Source organism: Sphaerisporangium sp. NBC_01403 (assembly GCF_045040145.1).
Classification (GTDB): domain Bacteria; phylum Actinomycetota; class Actinomycetes; order Streptosporangiales; family Streptosporangiaceae; genus Sphaerisporangium; species Sphaerisporangium viridialbum.
Window position 1 is genome coordinate 8,899,157 of the sequence record NZ_CP109534.1, and the last position, 16,400, is coordinate 8,915,556.

13 protein-coding genes are annotated in these 16,400 nt (G+C 69.4%); 6 read left to right on the plus strand and 7 right to left on the minus strand.

Translation table 11 applies throughout. From position 1 onward, the window contains the following. Positions 1-13 precede the first annotated feature (13 nt). Both OG589_RS40145 and OG589_RS40150 read left to right on the plus strand, forming a co-directional pair. Positions 14-886 (plus strand): helix-turn-helix transcriptional regulator, encoded by an 873-nt coding sequence (locus OG589_RS40145; protein ID WP_405143878.1) that lies wholly within the window; start codon positions 14-16, stop codon positions 884-886. A gap of 236 nt (positions 887-1,122) precedes the next feature. Beyond that, entirely contained in the window at positions 1,123-2,910 is a 1,788-nt protein-coding gene (locus OG589_RS40150) for a protein kinase domain-containing protein (RefSeq protein WP_405143879.1), read from the plus strand. A gap of 4 nt (positions 2,911-2,914) precedes the next feature. Here the strand turns inward: OG589_RS40150 and OG589_RS40155 are convergent, their stop codons facing one another. Beyond that, on the minus strand, positions 2,915-3,829 hold the full coding sequence (locus OG589_RS40155) for a hypothetical protein (RefSeq protein ID WP_405143880.1): 915 nt from the start codon (positions 3,827-3,829) through the stop codon (positions 2,915-2,917). Positions 3,830-3,910: 81 nt separating this feature from the next. Between OG589_RS40155 and OG589_RS40160 the strand changes: the two genes are divergently transcribed. Continuing rightward, complete coding sequence (locus OG589_RS40160) at positions 3,911-4,048, plus strand: MerR family transcriptional regulator (protein WP_405143882.1); 138 nt, start codon at positions 3,911-3,913, stop codon at positions 4,046-4,048. A 140-nt stretch (positions 4,049-4,188) separates the two neighbouring features. On the opposite strand, the gene OG589_RS40165 is transcribed toward OG589_RS40160, so the two are convergent. Continuing rightward, positions 4,189-5,511, minus strand: coding sequence for a hypothetical protein (locus OG589_RS40165; RefSeq protein WP_405143884.1), 1,323 nt, complete (start codon positions 5,509-5,511; stop codon positions 4,189-4,191). 181 nt (positions 5,512-5,692) lie between these two features. On the opposite strand from OG589_RS40165, the gene OG589_RS40170 reads away from it, so the two are divergent. Both OG589_RS40170 and OG589_RS40175 read left to right on the plus strand, forming a co-directional pair. After that, positions 5,693-6,031, plus strand: a complete 339-nt coding sequence (locus tag OG589_RS40170; RefSeq protein WP_405143885.1) for a hypothetical protein — start codon at positions 5,693-5,695, stop codon at positions 6,029-6,031. A gap of 133 nt (positions 6,032-6,164) precedes the next feature. After that, entirely contained in the window at positions 6,165-6,620 is a 456-nt protein-coding gene (locus OG589_RS40175) for an ATP-binding protein (RefSeq protein ID WP_405143887.1), read from the plus strand. Positions 6,621-6,665: 45 nt separating this feature from the next. Here the strand turns inward: OG589_RS40175 and OG589_RS40180 are convergent, their stop codons facing one another. Beyond that, complete coding sequence (locus OG589_RS40180; protein ID WP_405143888.1) at positions 6,666-8,411, minus strand: LLM class flavin-dependent oxidoreductase; 1,746 nt, start codon at positions 8,409-8,411, stop codon at positions 6,666-6,668. 57 nt (positions 8,412-8,468) lie between these two features. Here OG589_RS40180 and OG589_RS40185 point away from each other — a divergent pair, with 57 nt between their 5' ends. Then, positions 8,469-9,050, plus strand: coding sequence for a MarR family winged helix-turn-helix transcriptional regulator (locus OG589_RS40185; RefSeq protein ID WP_405143890.1), 582 nt, complete (start codon positions 8,469-8,471; stop codon positions 9,048-9,050). An 18-nt stretch (positions 9,051-9,068) separates the two neighbouring features. Here the strand turns inward: OG589_RS40185 and eccCb are convergent, their stop codons facing one another. The 4 genes from eccCb to OG589_RS40205 all read right to left on the minus strand — a co-directional run bounded on the left by eccCb (position 9,069) and on the right by OG589_RS40205 (position 16,315). Beyond that, positions 9,069-13,289, minus strand: coding sequence for a type VII secretion protein EccCb (eccCb, locus tag OG589_RS40190; RefSeq protein ID WP_405143891.1), 4,221 nt, complete (start codon positions 13,287-13,289; stop codon positions 9,069-9,071). Further along, positions 13,252-13,752 (minus strand): hypothetical protein, encoded by a 501-nt coding sequence (locus OG589_RS40195; protein WP_405143892.1) that lies wholly within the window; start codon positions 13,750-13,752, stop codon positions 13,252-13,254. Before OG589_RS40195 ends, eccCb begins: the two co-directional genes overlap by 38 nt. A 142-nt stretch (positions 13,753-13,894) precedes the next feature. Then, positions 13,895-14,962: a glycerophosphodiester phosphodiesterase family protein gene (locus OG589_RS40200; protein WP_405143893.1), complete on the minus strand. Its 1,068-nt coding sequence runs from the start codon at positions 14,960-14,962 to the stop codon at positions 13,895-13,897. Positions 14,963-15,181: 219 nt separating this feature from the next. Next, positions 15,182-16,315, minus strand: coding sequence for a DUF3103 family protein (locus tag OG589_RS40205; RefSeq protein ID WP_405143894.1), 1,134 nt, complete (start codon positions 16,313-16,315; stop codon positions 15,182-15,184). Between the last annotated feature and the right edge of the window lie 85 nt (positions 16,316-16,400).

The following is a 16,400-nucleotide window of genomic DNA, read 5'->3' on the forward strand; positions in this document are numbered from 1 at the left end:
CATAATGGCGGGCATGGGCCATGCCGAGGACGAGATCACGCCATTCCTGAAGGCGCGGCGGGCCGCGCTGGACGCCGCCGCGCTGGGCCTGCCGAACGGGCTCGCCCGGCGTCGGGTACGCGGCCTGCGCCGCGAGGAGGTCGCCCAGCTTGCCGGGGTGAGCGTCGACTACTACACCCGCATCGAGCAGGGCCGCGCGCACGCCGTCTCCGACGCGGTGGTCGACGCGATCGCGCGGGCGTTGCGGCTGACACCCGATGAGCACACGTACCTGCGCAACATCACGCAGGCTCGGCGGCGGCCCGGTGCCGACGCCGACGTCTGCGATGCGGGCAGGGGCCCCCGGCCGCGAGTGCGGCCGCAGATCCAGGAGCTGCTGGACGCGATGGAGGACACGGTCCCCGCCATCGTCTACGGCCCGGGCATGGACATGCTGGCCTGGAACCGGATCGCCGGCCGGATCTCGTTCGACTTCGACGCTCTCCCGGAGGCGGAGCTGAACTCCGCCCGGCTGATCTTCCTGCATCCCGAGGCCAAGGCGCTGCATCCCGAATGGGAGCGGGAGGCGGAAGCGACCGTGGCCAGCGTCCGCGCGCAGATCGGGCGCCGCGAGGACGAGTCCCGGGTGCGGCGTGTCGTCTGTGATCTGCGGGAGGAGAGCGAGGAGTTCCGGCACTACTGGGACGCGCAGGCGGTGCGGGAACGGAGTCGCGGTACGAAGCGCATCCTCAACCCGGAAGTGGGCGAGCTGGTGCTGACGTACGAGGCGTTCGCGTTGCCGACCGATCCGGGCCAGCACCTGTGCACGTACACGGCCCCGAAAGGATCGGCGACGGAGATGGGCCTGCGAGCACTGGCGGAACGGGTCGGCGCGAGCGTCTTCTGATGAGAGGGGCGTTAGATTCCGTGAGGTCCGTCTGGTTCGGGTTCAGGCGCCTCGCCAGGTTGGGGTGGATTCGCCGGTGAGGCGACGGGCCATGAGGTCGATCATGGATATACAGAGGGGCTCGCCAACGGGCGTTCTCGCGAGCTCCTCGACCTCACGTCGCGACGAAGGACCGTAGTGGCCCGGGCTTCGCGTCGCTACGCTTGGAGCTCGCGCCAATGTGCATGGAGGAGCTCATGGCCGCTGGCCCACTGGAGCCGGGAGACCCCCGCGCGTTGGGAGTGTTCCAGGTCGTGGGGCGCCTGGGCGAGGGCGGGCAGGGGATCGTCTACGAGGGACTGAGCGCGTCCGGCGACCGTGTGGCCATCAAGGTCCTCAAGGGCGGCACGGATCCCGATACCCGCCGCCGGCTGGCCAGGGAGCTGGAGTCCGCTCGCCGGGTGGCTCCCTTCTGCACAGCCCGAGTGCTGGCAGCCGAGCTCGACCGGGCGGACCCCTATGTGGTGAGCGAGTTCGTCGCGGGCCCCTCGCTGCAGGAGCGGGTGCGTTTCGGCGGTCCCCTGCGGGACGGCGACCTTGAGCGGCTGGCAGTCGGCACGGCTTCCGCCCTCGCGGCCATTCATGGCGCCGGGGTCGTCCATCGGGACTTCAAGCCGGCCAACGTGCTGCTCGGCCCGGACGGGCCGCGGGTGGTCGATTTCGGCATCGCCCGGCCGCTCGACGCCAATACGGCGCCTTCGGCGCTGTCAGGCACCCCGCCCTACATGGCGCCCGAGCAGCTCAAGGGAGTGCACGCGTCTCCCGCGGCCGATGTGTTCGCCTGGGCCGCGACCATCGTCTACGCGGCGACCGGGCGGGCACCGTTCGGCAGCGACACGGTCGCCGCGGTCTTCAACCGCATCCTCAGCCAGGACCCCGACCTCTCCGGCGTTCCCGAGAGCCTGTTCGCGACCCTGGCCACCTGCCTGTCCAAGGATCCCCAAGTACGCCCTTCCGCCCGGTCGCTTCTGGTCCGCTTGGTCGACCCCGGAGCCTCGACCGTCTCAGTCCCTGAGGTCGGCCCGGTCCCCAGCGCGTACGTCCCTCCTGACTGGCCCGGCCGCAGCCCGGCCGGTCAGGTCACGGTCGCACCAGGATCTGGCACGACCAAGTTGCTCCCGGCCGACCCCACCAGAACGCATCCCTCGCCGCTCTACCCGTCCGGTGCGCCGCCTGAACCCGCACGTGGCGCGGCCCCCGCGCTTGGGCTCACGGCACCCTACCCCGCAGGGGGGGCTACCGGCGGCGCCGGTACCACCGTACGTGACACGGTGTCCTCAGGACGTGATGCGGCATATCCGGCGACGCCGTACCGCGAGGAGGGCCCTCGGAGGGTGAGGCGCCGCCCCGCCATGCCGGTGATCGCCGTCGCGGCCGCGGCCCTGGTGGCGGTCGCCACGGTCGGCGTGCTGTACGCGACGGGGACGCTCGGCCACTCGACCGAGGGAGGGCAGGCTCCCGGTCAGGCGGCATCTGGTACGACCCTTGGCCGGGGACCGACGTCCGGATCGTCCTCGGCTCCGGCGGCGACCGCAGGAGGGTCGCAGGTGCCCAGTCAGGCGGCATCTGATACGACCGCCGGCCGGGAACCGACGTCTGGACCGACGTCTGGACCGACGTCTGGACCGACGTCTGGACCGACGTCGACTCCGCCTCCCGCCCGGGCCGGCGGAATCCCCGCGGGCTTCGCGGGAACCTGGGCGGGACAGGTCGAATCGCAGGACGGCCGCAAGGACCAGGCGAGCCTGACGATCATCTTGAAGGAAGGACAGCCCACCGCGATGTGGGCGCGCAGTGATTGCCGGCAGGAGGCCACGCTGACCAGGATCACGAGCGGCTCCGTGCTCCAGCTGAGGGTGGAGCAGCGGGATCTGTGCGCTGGCGGAGACGTGACCCTCACGCTGAAGGATCCCGAGACCTTGGAGTACGTGGGGCAGGAGGGCGCAAGCTCGCTGGAATATCGCGGGAGCTTGCACCGCTCCTGACCGTTCAGCCAGCGCGCGCGATCTGGAACGAATACGTCCCGGTCTTCGCCGCAGGCGATCTGACGACCAGCGCGTAGCGCCCGTTTCCGCCTGATAGGGCTAGGTCGAACTCGTTGCCGCACAGCGGGTAAGGCTGCCGGGCGTTGGCGACGCTCTTCTGGGCGGCGTCGAAGAGTTCCACCTCGAGGTCGGTGCACGTACCCCCGATGACCTTGATGGCGGTGGCGCCGTCCGAGTCGAACTCGAAGCGGTCGATCCGCCCGGGCGGGTCCAACCGCCCCGCCCCAGCGGGGGCGCCCTCACCGATCTTCAGGCCGATCGCCGCCGGGAAGGTGCGGACCTTCACGGTCGCGATCCGGAAGCTGTACGGCCCCACGACGTTCGTGTCGCCCCAGACCTCCAGCCGGTGGCTTCCCGCCTTGGTCAGTTTGAATATCGAGGTGCCGAAGGTGAGGCTGACGCTGGAGGGGCCCAGCGGCTGGCCGTCGATGTCGGAGAAGACCTGTAACTGGATACCGTCGCCTTGCATGTCGGTGACGTAGAACTCCCTGGCGTCGCCCAGGTCCAGGGTGAACTTATCCTTCTGTCCCGCACGGGTCAGCTCGGACGAGGCCGTGCTGCCGTCGACCAGGACGCCACCCGGTTCGACGGCCGCCGCGGCCTGGACGTTCTCGCCGGTCTCGGTCTGGGCGGGCGTGCTTTCGCTCTGAACGGCCGTGCTTTGGCTCTGGACGGGAGTGCTGACAGGCCCAGCGCTGGCCTCAGGGGTCACGCTGCTGGTCACCTGCGCAGGAGGAGCGACGTCACCGCCCCTGGCCCCACCACCGGCGAGGCCACATCCGGCGATCGTGACAAGTGCGAAGGCGACGGCACCGTGCCGGACCGGTGCGAGCAGGCGCAATGCGGAGAAGTTCGTCATGTCCGCCATTCTTTAGAGACCACTTACAAGTCGGTTGCCGACCACTTTCTCGTTTCTCGGCACAACGCCGCATTCTGAGAGATGCGGGTCACATTACGGCCCGCCGAGCGCTCGGCTGCCGGGCACCTGCTCTACATGGCGGGCGACGTACGGCGGCTGTACCGCGTTCTCGCCCTGCGCCATCTCGGGGTGCCACTGGCCGGGATCGCTCGACGATGACATCCAGCGCCTGGGGATGGCGTTGCGGCAGTAATGGAATTCAGGGAGGGGGAGCGGAAGCAAGGGCGGGCGGACGTCCCAGAACGAGACCCCTGCCTGTGTGCGGCGGTACATCGGCTGGCCTGGTAAATCGCCTATCGTCAGGCGCTTTTGGCGGGCTCGAGGGCCAGCACCTTGCGGAACTCGGTGGCGGAGGGACAAGCCTGCTCGTCGCGGGGTACGGCGCGGAGCACAATGTGCCCGGTTTCGATGATGTGCTGGCTGCGGAAGGCGGGTGTGAGCGCGTCGATCGCCGTCGCCGCTTGGCGCAGTCCTTCATCGACGCCGCCTTGAACGACTGCGCACAGTGCCCCGTGGAGCCGGACGTTGACGCGGTATTGGTAGTCCCGGGTGATCTTCAGTACGTTCTCCCGGGCGGTGTCGGCCGCCGCCTCATAGCCCGTAGCGGCGTAGACCCAGCTTTCGGCGAAATGGATCTGCGATGGGCTCCAGAAGCCGTACCGGTCCCCGGTGACGCCCTTGTCCGCGGTCTTGCGAAGAGTGTTTAGCGTCTTGAGGGCCTCGTCGTGCCTGCCGAGCATTGACAGGGCCTTCACCTCGGTGGTCAGCAGGTCGACGGTGGGCTCCCCAGCGAGCTGCTGGGCGCCGTTTACCAGGCGCAGGATGGTCGCCGGGTCGCGCTGGCCGTACAGGCCATGCCCCGCCTCCTCTCCCCGGACCATCAGCCGCAGTGCCAGGTCACCGGAGGCGTCGGCGGCCTGGCGTGCCGTACGCCACCAGCGGATGGCGGCTCCGTGATCAGCCAGGCGGGTCAGCGCGTTGGCGTGGACGGAAGAGAGCGCCGCCATGATCCGCTGTAGTTCGATCGCGTCGGCGGGGGCGGCGGCGTCCAGCTGTCGCCGTACCGCGAGCAGGTCGATGAGCAGGTCGGTGGCGACCTGCGCGGGGGGTCGGGTGCGCAGGGCGTGCAGGTGGTCGGCGCAGGTCAGTTCCCACTCTTCGAGGGCGCGGTGGGCCTGGCCCAGGGACAGATCGAGGAGCTGGCGGAGAGGTTCCCCGGAGGTACCAAGGTTGCCGAGTGTGCCGAGCGTGCCGAGTGTGCCGAGGAACTGGAGGGCGGCCCGGCGTTCCATATCGTCATCTCCATTGCGATATGCGGGGTTTTCCAAACACATACCCGCGCGCAGCCGATCTGATTCGGCAGCGGCGTTGAAGCGCATCAAGGTGCCGTACAAGGCGGTCAGAATCCCGCGCGCGCCGTATACCTCGTCCAGGCGAGAAACCATCTCAGCCGGCGGCGTGCGCTCGCCGCGTTCCCATTTGGCCAGGTTGGAATAGTCGATGTAGAGGTCGGCCGCCGCGCGGCGCAGAGCGATCTTGGGCTCCCCCTCCCGGCAGCGGCGCATGACCGCGCCGAACAGATGCCATGCGGAGGCGTGCGGGTCGATCGAGTCTGCGGCCATGACACCCCTAGTGATCGTGGTCCGGCGCGGCCACTCCCGACCACGCCGTTGCCCTTTTACCACCTTCGATCACTGTCCATGATGGCACTGCTACAGCCCGTAGCACCCCCCCAAATGGCGGGAACCCGCAGGCGAAAGCAGCGCCGTACGGGTCCCTTGATCAGGAAGGTGATCCTGACCCGTGACGCAGCTTAAACGCGGGTGGCGCCTGTTCGGGCGCCGTAGCGCCAAGCGGACCGGCCGCCACACCATCGGGCGACCCTATGTACGGGTCGAGCCTGGTCACGCCGATCCGCGCGCCCGCGCCACCGCCGTACTGCTCGACCGGCTCGAACCGGCCTGGACGATCCTTTATGGACCGTGGAGCCGCCGCTTCTACGCCCTGGCGCTGTTCGCCACCCCGGCCCCGTTGATCGTGGAGGCCTTCACCGCGCAGGAGCTCAAAGAGCAGATGCGCCAGGCCGAGCAGGACACCCTGATCGACCACTGGCCGCACACCGCAGCCGCGCCGGCCGCGTGACCCACCCGCCCGCGGTCGCCCCGCCGGGCATCGCCCGGACTGGATGCCGATACCGAGTGACGCCCTGGCCGGCAGTTCCGTTGGGCCGTACGCCATGACCTCGACTTCCCTCATACGAAGGACGACCGACCCGATGAGCACCCGTACCCGGCGGACGGAGACCGCTGCCTTCCCCGCCACCGAGGCATCTGTTGGCGAGGCCCGGCGCTGGCTGAGCAAGATCCTCGACGGCCATCCCTGCTGTGACGACGCGGCGTTGCTGCTGTCGGAGGCGGCCACCAACGCCCTCGTGCACACCGATTCCTCGGTGATCGGCGTCACGGTGGTGATCGAGGAGAGCGACGACGTGCGAATCGATGTCGCCGACGAGGGCGCGGAGACCGTGCCGAGCATGCCCCCGAACCCCGACGGCGACCTTGCGTCTTCCGGACGCGGGATCCGGCTGATCCGGGCGCTGTCCTCCCGCTGGGGGTTCACCGAGGAGAGACCCCAGTGCGTCCTCTGGTTCGTCCTGTCCGCACCCGCTGAGGCGGAGAAACTTGGCACGACCTCCTCCACGGCGCCACCACCGATCACCCGTGCACCATGAAGCTGGGCGGTTGTGGCGCTTGCTCCAGCCTGTGCCAGGGGGCGGTCAGGAGAAGCCGAGGCGGGCGAGTGGCTCGACCAGTTCACGTTCCTCGTACGACAGGTGGGACAGCAGCGAGTCGGTGAGCAGGTCCACCGCGGCCCGGAGGGACTTCAGCCCGTCCGGCTCGGTCACCAGGGCGACCAGCGCCCGGTCGACGCCTTCGAGAACGTCGTGGATGGCGTGATGTTCCTGCTCAAGACGGTCGACCACCGGCGCGAGCTCGGGCATGGCGTGGCGTAGGTGCGGGAAGACGCTGATGTCCTCGAGGGTGTGGTGGGTGGTGACCACCCGGCAGTACGACTGGCAGTAGACGCCGAGCGTCCAGTTGTTCTGCCGCATGGTCATCTCGTTGATCTGGGATCGCGCGGTCCCAGGATCCATCGTGCCGGCCGCGACCTGCTCGACGAGCTGGCGGACGTTGTGCAGCTCCTGCCGCAGATGATCATGTACCTCGATGAGGTGCCCGCCTGAGGCCTGTTCGTGCGCGGTGTATTGGCGGTTCGGATCGGGCGCCGGGCCGGTCGGGCGGGTCGTCTCGTCCCAGACCTGCACATCGCTGAGCCGGGTGCCGTCGTCGGGTGTCGGCACGGCGGCCAACGCCGAGGTGCGGACGACGGGCCGGACGGGCGTGCCCGAGGTCGGCGAGGCGGTGGTCGGTGGGGCAGGTTCCCGATCACTACGAGCGCCGTGGTCCCGGTCACCCTGCGCGTCGCCCGATGCGACGTGCTCTCGGTCGTCATGAGTGTCGCCCCGCGAGGCATGATGCTGATCGTCATTGGTGTCGCCCGGTTGCGGGTTCGTCCGCCCTGCACGCTCGGCCGCCACCAGTTCCTGTACGGCCGGGGCGACCTCCGCCGCGAAGCGGCGGATCACGTCCGGGTCGTCGCCCATCACGATGTAGCCGCTCATGCCCTGCGTGAGGGTGAGCTCGGCGAGCTGCTCGGCCCACATGTGCGCCGGCCCGTTGAGGAAACCGGTCCCGCGCTCGGCGAAGGATCCGCCGATGTTGTACAGCCGCCGCACATCGGCCGGCTGACGCCCCGCCTCCAGCGCGGCCTCGTCGATCGCCGCGTTCATCGCGGGCAGCGCGTCGGGCCCGGCGTACGAGCTGCTGGGCAGCCATCCGTCGGCGAGCCGTCCGGTGAGCCCCAGCATCCGCTTCTTATACGAACCCACCCAGATGCCGACATCGTGCGCGGGTGCGGGGCCGGGGTGGGCGCCCCACACGCGGTAGTGCTTGCCGTCCACCCGGACCGCCCTGCTGTCGGTCGACCAGATCGCGCGGATGATCTGGATGGCCTCCTCCAGGGCATCGACGCCCTCTGCCGGGGAGAGCCGGCGTCCGCCCATCGCGGCGATGGCGTCCCAGAACGCTCCCGCGCCGAGGCCCAGTTCGACCCTTCCACCGCTGAGGATGTCGAGTGTGGCGACGCTGCGGGCGAGTACGGCCGGCGGCCGCAACGGCAGGTTGGCCACGTTCGGTGAGACGCGCAGGGTCGAGGTGCTGGCGGCGATGACCGACAGCAGCGTCCAGGTGTCCAGGAACCGGGCCTGGTAGGGATGGTCCTGGATGGTGACCAGGTCCAGGCCCACCTGCTCGGTGAGCTGGGCGAGGGCGACGACCCGATCCGCCTGGTCCGCCTGTGGGGTGATGAACGTTCCGAACAGCAACTCATGCCCGTAATCGGCCATGTCACGTCCCGCGGTCTCGATCAAAGTGGTTTCGATGCAGAGCAGATAGTATGTCAAGCAGAAGAATAGTCAAACAGAAGGTCTATTCGCGCACTGATCGGCTATGCTGGCGTCATGTCCGAGACCTCGTCCGCTGTGCGTCCGCCGTCGCCGGCGGCTGGATCAGAGCCGCCGGACGCCCTCGACACCGACCTGGGCTGGACCCTCGGGGTGGTCTTCCGGGCGTACGTCAAGTCCGCCAACGCCCTCTTCCGCGACCTGCCGGGCGGGCCGCGGGGCTACCAGGTGCTCGCCGCCGCCGCTCAGGAGCTGCCCGGCGGTCAGGGCGCCCTTGCCCAGCGGCTCGGCATCGACAAGACCGTCATGACCTACCTCGTCGACGATCTAGAAGACGCGGGGCTGGTCCAGCGCCGCCCCGACCCCGCCGACCGGCGCAACAAGCGCATCGTCGCCACCGAGCGCGGCCGTACGACCTGGGAGGGGACCCAGGTCAGGCTCGATCACGCCGAGGAGCACATCCTGGCCCCGCTGGACCCGGCCGACCGCGCGGTGTTCCGGGAGCTGCTTCAGCGGCTGGCCGTCCGTGCCCAGAGCCTGGACCCGGTCGCCGACACCTGTCAGATCGTCACCGACCTCGCGCCGGAGGATCCCGCCGCCCGCACCGCACCCCGCCCGCGCCGCGCCGCGCGGCATTGATCATTCAACGCGCCGGTGTCAGCGTGGCAAGTAGCCGAGCTGTACGAGCTGGGCGGGGCGGCGGCGGGTGATCAGGGTGCCGCGGCCGGGTGGCTGAGGTGATGGGACCACCTGACCGAGGAGTTGGCCCTCGGAGCGGTCGCCGGACAGTACGACACCCTGCGCGAGCTCGCGCAGGCGCTGGAGGACCGGCTCGTACAGGGACCTGCCGGCCCCGGCCGTCGTACGGGCGATGACCATCCGCAGTCCCACGTCACGGGCGACCGGGAGATAGTCCATCAGCGCGCTGAGCGGATTGCCCGACATCGATGCCACCAGCTCGTAGTCGTCGATGACGACCAGCACGTCCGGTCCGGTCCACCAGCTCCGCTCCTCCAGCTGCCGCGGGGTTACGTCGGGGCCCGGAAGGCGCTTGGCCAGGGCGGTGCCGACGGACTGGAGGGATTCGGTCAGGTCCACGGCCGAAAGCGCATGGCTGAGCACGTGCTTCTCGGGCAGCGTTCCCAGGTGCGAGCGGCGGTAGTCACCGAAGAGGATCTGGAGCCGGTCCGGCGGGTAGCGTCGCGCGAGGCGGTCGTAGATCAGCCGCAGCAGGGAAGTCTTGCCGGACTCGGACTCGCCGAACACCACGAAGAACGGATCCGTGTCGAAGTTCACGTAGACCGGCGCGAAGTTCGCCTCGTCGATTCCGATGCCGACACCGGAATCGGATGCCGCCGGAAGGACCTCGGCGGGAAGCAGCTTGGGTAGCGAGCGCACCTCCGGGGCAGGGGCGCCCTGCCATGCTTCCTTGACCGCCGCGACCAGGGCCGTTGTGGCTTCGGACAGTCCTTGGAATTCCGAGGAGCCGTCAATGCGGGGCAGTGCGGCGAGGAAGTGCAGTTTCTGCGGGGTCAGGCCGCGCCCGGGTGATCTCGGGGGTACGTCCGCCGCGGCCCGGGGGTCGATCGCGGAGTCGTTCGGGTCGGTGAGGCGCAGCTCCAGGCGGGCGGGCAGGTAGTCCAGAAGCGCGGTCCGCAGTTCGGAGTTGCGGATCGCGGAGATGACCACGTGCACGCCATAGTCGGGACCGCGCGCGGCGATGTCGGTGATGACCGGTTCGAGCTGCTCGAACTCCTGCCGCAGCACGCTCCAGCCGTGGACGACCAGGAAGACGTCGGCCCACGGATCGCCACTGTCCGCCGCATCGGGGTGGGGCTCCAGGGAAGCCGCCCGGTCGTTGAGCACACGGGCGACCTCGGCCACGGTACGGCGCACCATCTCGGGATCGCGACGGCTCGCCACTCCGCCGACGTGCGGCAGGTCCGCCACCAGGGAGAGTGCTCCGCGGTCCAGGTCCAGGCAGTAGAACCGCGCCTCGTCAGGTGTGTGCGTGACCGCGAAGGACGTGATGAGGGTGCGCAGCAGCACTGACTTACCGGACCGGGGGGCACCCACGACGAGCAGGTTCGCGGAGGGGCCGGAGAAATCCTGGAGGAGGAGATCACGGCGTGCTTCGGCCGGCTTGTCGATGATCCCCAGCGGGACGGTCAGCCGGTTGAACGGTGGCACGGCGGCCTGGCGGGCCATGAGGCCGCGATCCGGCTGGACGGACGGCGGGGGCAGCAACTGGTCCAGGGAGGGTGGCGCGTCGAGCGGTGGCAGCCACACCTGTCGTGCGGCCGGCCCCCGGCCCTCCAGCAGCCTGGTGATGGCGGTGAGGGCCGTCTCGTCGGGCGAGCCGACGGGCGCGGAGGTGTACGCGGTACGGAAGCGGACCGGGGCGTCAGCGCCTGACCGGAGAAGACCGGAGCCCGGTATGGACGGCAGCTGGTAGGCGTCCGGCACGCCCAGTGCGGCCCGTGACTCCGCCGCCGTGAAGGTCCGCAGGCCGATGCGGTACGACAGGTGGGTGTTCAACCCGCGCAGGTGGCTCTCCTCCAGGCGCTGCGTGGCCAGCAGCATGTGCACGCCCAGCGCCCTGCCGACCCGGCCGATCTCGAGTAGCAGGTCCATGAAGTCCGGTTTGACGGTGAGGAGCTCGCTGAACTCGTCGATCACGACGAGCAGCGAGGGCAACGGCTCCAGGGGCGCGCCTTCAGCTCGCGCCTTTTCGTACTCGTGGGCGTTCGGGTAGTTGCCCGCGGACCGCAGTAAGTCCTGCCGCCGCAGCAGCTCGCCGGTGATCGATTCGCGCATCCGGTCCACGATCGCCGGGTCGGACTCGAGGTTGGCGATCACGGCGGAGACGTGCGGCAGCGAAGACAGGTCTCCGAAGGCGCCTTGGAAGTCGAAGAGCACGAAGTTGACCGTCTCGGACGAATGCGTGACCGCGAGAGCCAGCACCAGGGTGCGCAGCAGCTCGGACTTGCCCGAGCCGGCCGCGCCGACGCACAGGCCGTGCGGGCCCATGCCCCCGTGCGCCCCTCCCTTGAGATCGAGCAGTACGGAACGGCCGTCGGCGCCGACGCCGATCGGGACGCGGAGGTGCTCCTGGAGCGTGCGTTCCCGCCATGCGTCGCCCAGCTCCAGTAGCTGGGTGAGGCTGACAGGGGTGAGGAGCGGGGAGGACGCCGCCGCGCCTCGCCGCTCCGCCCCGGCCCACATCTCCCGCATCTGGAGGGACAGCGCGGCCAGCGACTGCTTGGCCGTCGCGGGGTCGGAGGACTGCTCGACCTGGGGGACGGCCGAGCGGAAGCGCCTTCGCCGGCACAGGCCCCAGCCGGTCCCCACGGTGGCCGCGAGGGTGGGGTCGATCTGGGACTCCGCCGGATCCTCCAGCGCCAGTTCGATGCGGGTGCCCAGCAGTCCGGGGAGCCCGGTACCGAGGTCGCTCCATCGCCGGGCCGAGACGATCAGGTGGACTCCGTAGTTGAGCCCGGTGTTGGCCAGCCGGTGGATCTCGGCGGCGAATCCTTCCCTCTCCCACTGGAAGTCCAGCCATCCGTCGATCACGAGGAAGACATCTCCGGCCGCCCCGCCCGGCAGCCCGTCCGCCGCACGGAGCTGGCGGAACTCCTCCACCGAGTCGATGTCGTACCTGCGGAAGAGGTCACGGCGTTCGGAGATGGCCTGCCACACCGCGGAGAACGTCCCGTTGACGGCGTCCGTCTCGTGTGGAGCGGCGACCGTCTTCACGTGCGGCATGTCGCGCAGCACGCCGAGCCGGTTGACCGCGCCCTCAAGGAGGTGGAACTCCGCCTCGTGCGGGGTGTGCGTCAGGGCGAGTGCCGTGACCAGCGTGCGCAGCATGGTGGTCTTGCCGCTGCCCACCCGGCCGATGACCGCCGCGTTTCCGTCCCGGCCGGAGAGGTCCGCATGCATGGCGTCACCGCCGGCTCCCGCTTCGAGCCGGCCGATCGGGATCACGAACCGGGACGTGCCTTCCCAGGCGTCGCAGATGAAGCCGCGTTCCGGGGTGTGCACAGGCGGCGGGAGAAGCGATCCGAGGATGAGCTCGTCGACTTCGGTGACGCGGCCGAACGGTCCTCGGCGCGTGGCGTCCGGCCTCGGCGCGTACGCCAGGGGCGTGCTTCCCTCACACCGCCCCGACTTGGTGGGGGTCTGCTCAGGGCCGCCCTGGCTGGTCACCACCTGGTGAACGTAGGTGTAGAGATTCTCCGGAGTGATGACTCCGTCACGGTCCTCATCCGCGAGCCCCGTGCTCAGCCCTTCGATCACGGCGGCGGTGAAACGCGAGGCGGAGCGGCTGTTGTCGAAGGCGAGCTGATCGCCCTCGTAGGCATATTCCAGGGCTGTGGACGCGGTGATGATGAACGTCCCCCGCCCGGCCAGTGCCTCCTCCAGATCCACGGGCGCGGCGGACATCGGCGCGCCGCCGCGATGGAAGAGGCCGCTGTAGCAGCAGTCCAGCAGCACGATCTTGGTACGCGCTTCGCACTCGTCGAGCAGGTGGTGAAGGAAGGCGGCGGGGATCGCGGTCGTATGAGGGCGGCGCAGCTGAGTGCCCATCGTCGCGAAGAAGAGGCGGCCCGCGTCGTTCCGGATCCCGTGGCAGGAGAGATAGAGCAGCACGAGATCGTCGGGCGACCGGTCGGACAGGGACTCCTCGATCGCCTCTTCCAGCTCCTCCTTGGGGCGGTTGGACAACTCCCGCACGAAGTCGAAGCGTCCGATGGCCGGGTCCTTGAGAAGCTGCGCGAGCTGGCTCGCGCCACGTGCCGGGACCCTGAGCTGGTGCAGCCCCGGGTCCACGTAACCGTCAGTCGCGACCAGTAGTGCGATCCGGCGTCCCGCCATCGCCGCCCTCCGGCTCCCGCCCACCCTCTTCGTCACCCGCCACAGCGGAGGCTCCAGCCTCTTCCAGGACGCCCTCGTCACCGGCCGCAGCGGGGGCGACGGCGATCCTGGCGGCCACCGCCTCGACGAGAAGGCGCTGGTCATCACGGGAAAGGGCGGTGAACAATCCCTTGTGGCCGTCGAATTCCCACTCCACCGAGCGGGCCTTTGCCCGGTCGACGTACGCCGTCAGGACCTTGCCGAGCGCCCCCATCGTCGCCGCGGAGAATATGCCGCTGAGCACGAGCGTCCCGAGCTGGTAGCCGGCTCCTGCCATCGCTCCGGTCGGCGGCGGTGCCTGTTCGCGCTTGACGTTGAACAGACCGAGCACACGCAGGTCCTTGTAGAGGCTCCCTACCATGCGGTCGAGCTGTTCCGCGGTGCAGCCGGGCCCCGCATCGACCTGTAACCGCATCTCGTCCACCGTGTCTCCTCGCCTGCCCCGTGATTCAACGCGTTCCTCCATCCTGGCAGCACGGGAGCGGGCGCGGTACGGTTCCGATCATGTGAGCGGGCGCCAAATGTGCACAGGGGCGTCCGGGCCGGCGTACGCCGACGAGGTTGGGTCAGCGCGGTGCGTAGGCCTTCGGCAGTCGCATGCCGCGGTCGGCCATGATCTGCCGGACGCGGTTCGGGTAGTCAGTGATGATGCCGTCGATGCCCATGTCCATGAGGGCCTCGATGGTGGGGAGGTCGTCGCAGGTCCACGGGATGACCTTCAGGCCACGCGCGTGCGCCTCCGACACCATCGTCTGATCGACGTAGAAGCGGAAGCCCGGGTCGCTGATCTTCCCGTTCTGCGGGAAGCCGTACACCGGAGACAGCGCCGTGACACCGGGGATGGCGGCGGCGGCCTTCACGAAGTCGCCGCCGAAGTCGTCGGCGTCGAGCCCGCCGAGCCACGGGGAGGCGCCGGGCTTGCCGACCTGGAGGAAGTCGTAGTTCGTCAGCGCCACCAGCGGCCACCTCGGCGCAAGCCGGTGCATTTCCTTCAATGCGCCCCAGTCGAAGGACTGGATGGTGACCTGGTCCTCGATCCCCGAGGCGTGGATCTCCTCGAAGACCCGGCGGACGAACAGCTCGCGCGGCGCCGTCTGCTCGGGCGCGCCGGCCTCGACCTTGGTCTCGATGTTGAGCTTGACCTGGTTGGCGTGGTAGCTCTTGACGAGGTTCAGGACGTCCTTGAGCTCGACCATCCGGAAGCCCTTGATCTGCTCCTGCTCGGGGAAACCGGGCAACTGCTGGTAGCCGCAGTCCATGGTCTTGATCTGCGCCAGGGTCAGGTCCTTGATGTACTTCCCGACGTACGGGTACATCGGGTCACCGGGCGCGACCGGTGCGGTGTCGCGGCACTTCTGCGCGCTGATCTGCCGGTCGTGGTTGACGACTACCTTCTCATCCTTGGTGACGTGGGTGTCCAGCTCCAGGGTGCTGACCCCGAGGCGCAGTGCCTTACCGAACCCCTCCAGCGACTCCTCGGTCGTCATGCCGATGCCGCCGCGGTGGGCCTGCAGGTCGAAGTGGGTCTTCTGGGGCAGCACACCGGGACCATTCGCCGTTGACGCGTGGGCGGCTACTGGCACGGCGAGCGCGGGCACAACGGCCAGGCTCACCAGGACATGACGAAGGTACATCGGGGGCTCCGCTTCATTAGGTCTATCGGACCTCAGCGACGCTAGATCGCTGGCCGATACCCCCTTGCGGCCATGGCGTGTTGGGGTCGTGAACGTTCGCGGAACGCGCAGGTGCAGGCGGCCAGGTGAGAATCTGAGCGCATGCGTCTCTCCCGGGAGTGCCGGGAGAGACGTGATCTGGTCACCGCATGCGTCCGGTACCGAGGTGGAGCCTGGGGGTCAGAGTTGGGAGACCCAGTAGGGGGACACGTCCATCCAGCCGTGGGCGGCGGCGCCGTGGAGGCGGCCGCTGCTGGTGGTGGACAGCGTGTACCAGGAGTCGACGTAGTCCGGGTCGTCGGTCCACCACGAGGTCGGGATCGCGGAGAGGATCGCGCTGACCAGCGGGATGTAGGCGCCGCCGTCCGCGATCGTGAGCAGGGCGGCGGCGATGGCCTGGGCGAGCTGCTGGTAGTTGGTGTCGCCGTCGTCTTCCATCATCACGACGTCGGCCAGGTTGTACTTGTACGCCGAGAAGTGCACGAGCAGTTGGTTCGGGTAATAGGTCGTGCCGTCATAGTCGAGGTAGGGCATCTGGACGATGTTGACGGTGGGTTTGCCGTCGAGCCCGAACCCGCCGACGATGCTGTAGATCTCGGCGGCGCCCTTGATCCAGGGCTCCTGGTCGTCGCTGAGCTGGATCGCGTTGACCTTGGTCGCCCAGTACCCGCCGGCCGAGGCCGCCGCGGCCGGTCTGGCGGCCACGATGCCGCGCGCGGCCAGGGCGTCCCGCATCAGCTGCAGGCCCATGGTCAGCGACTTCGCCACGTCCACGTCGATCACGAGAACGGGTCGCTGGGGTGCTCTGACCGGGTCCAGGAGGACCTTCCCGCCGAGCGGGTCGTACGCGGTCACCGCGGTGGGCGCGTCATCGGTGGGCACCGCCGCGACCAGCGGCACCTCGCCGCGCGCCAGAGCCGCGCGCATGCCGGGGTCCGCGAGCCGCACCTGAAGTACTGATCCGCCGTTCGCGGGTAAGCCCTTCGCCGCGAGCACGGACAGGTTGGCGGCGCGCGCGGCCGGGCCGAGGCTGGTTTCGCGCTCCAGCTTGAGTAGGTCCGCGGCCCCGGACGTGGTCGCCGAGGCGATGCGGTCTCGGACGGTCCGGTCGGCCAAGGCGCTGGCGACCTGGCCGGCGAGGCGGTCGGTGATGGCGAAGACCTTGCTGGACTTCTCTGTTCCGGCGGCGGGTTCCGTCGTCGCGGTGGGCCCCGCGGAGGAGAGGGACGTGGCGGTCGGGGCGGCTTGGGCGGTACCGGTCGTCAGGGCGAGTGCGGCCACTGTGGCGAGGGTGGCCATGCGGACTCGGGTCACGAGCCTTCTCCTTCTTTCTCGGGGCTCCGGCCGGAGTGGGTGTCCTGGTCGCGGAGGGGGCGGCGAGATAGATGGAGAGTGACAA

What these genes read in the sequence shown, in the direction of transcription:
- OG589_RS40145 (WP_405143878.1), top strand. Translation starts at nt 14, where the DNA reads ATGGGCCATGCCGAGGACGAGATCACGCCATTCCTGAAGGCGCGGCGG.
- OG589_RS40150 (WP_405143879.1), top strand. Translation starts at nt 1,123, where the DNA reads ATGGCCGCTGGCCCACTGGAGCCGGGAGACCCCCGCGCGTTGGGAGTG.
- OG589_RS40155 (WP_405143880.1), bottom strand. Translation starts at nt 3,829, where the DNA reads ATGACGAACTTCTCCGCATTGCGCCTGCTCGCACCGGTCCGGCACGGT.
- OG589_RS40160 (WP_405143882.1), top strand. Translation starts at nt 3,911, where the DNA reads ATGCGGGTCACATTACGGCCCGCCGAGCGCTCGGCTGCCGGGCACCTG.
- OG589_RS40165 (WP_405143884.1), bottom strand. Translation starts at nt 5,511, where the DNA reads ATGGCCGCAGACTCGATCGACCCGCACGCCTCCGCATGGCATCTGTTC.
- OG589_RS40175 (WP_405143887.1), top strand. Translation starts at nt 6,165, where the DNA reads ATGAGCACCCGTACCCGGCGGACGGAGACCGCTGCCTTCCCCGCCACC.
- OG589_RS40185 (WP_405143890.1), top strand. Translation starts at nt 8,469, where the DNA reads ATGTCCGAGACCTCGTCCGCTGTGCGTCCGCCGTCGCCGGCGGCTGGA.
- eccCb (WP_405143891.1), bottom strand. Translation starts at nt 13,289, where the DNA reads ATGGCGGGACGCCGGATCGCACTACTGGTCGCGACTGACGGTTACGTG.
- OG589_RS40200 (WP_405143893.1), bottom strand. Translation starts at nt 14,962, where the DNA reads ATGTACCTTCGTCATGTCCTGGTGAGCCTGGCCGTTGTGCCCGCGCTC.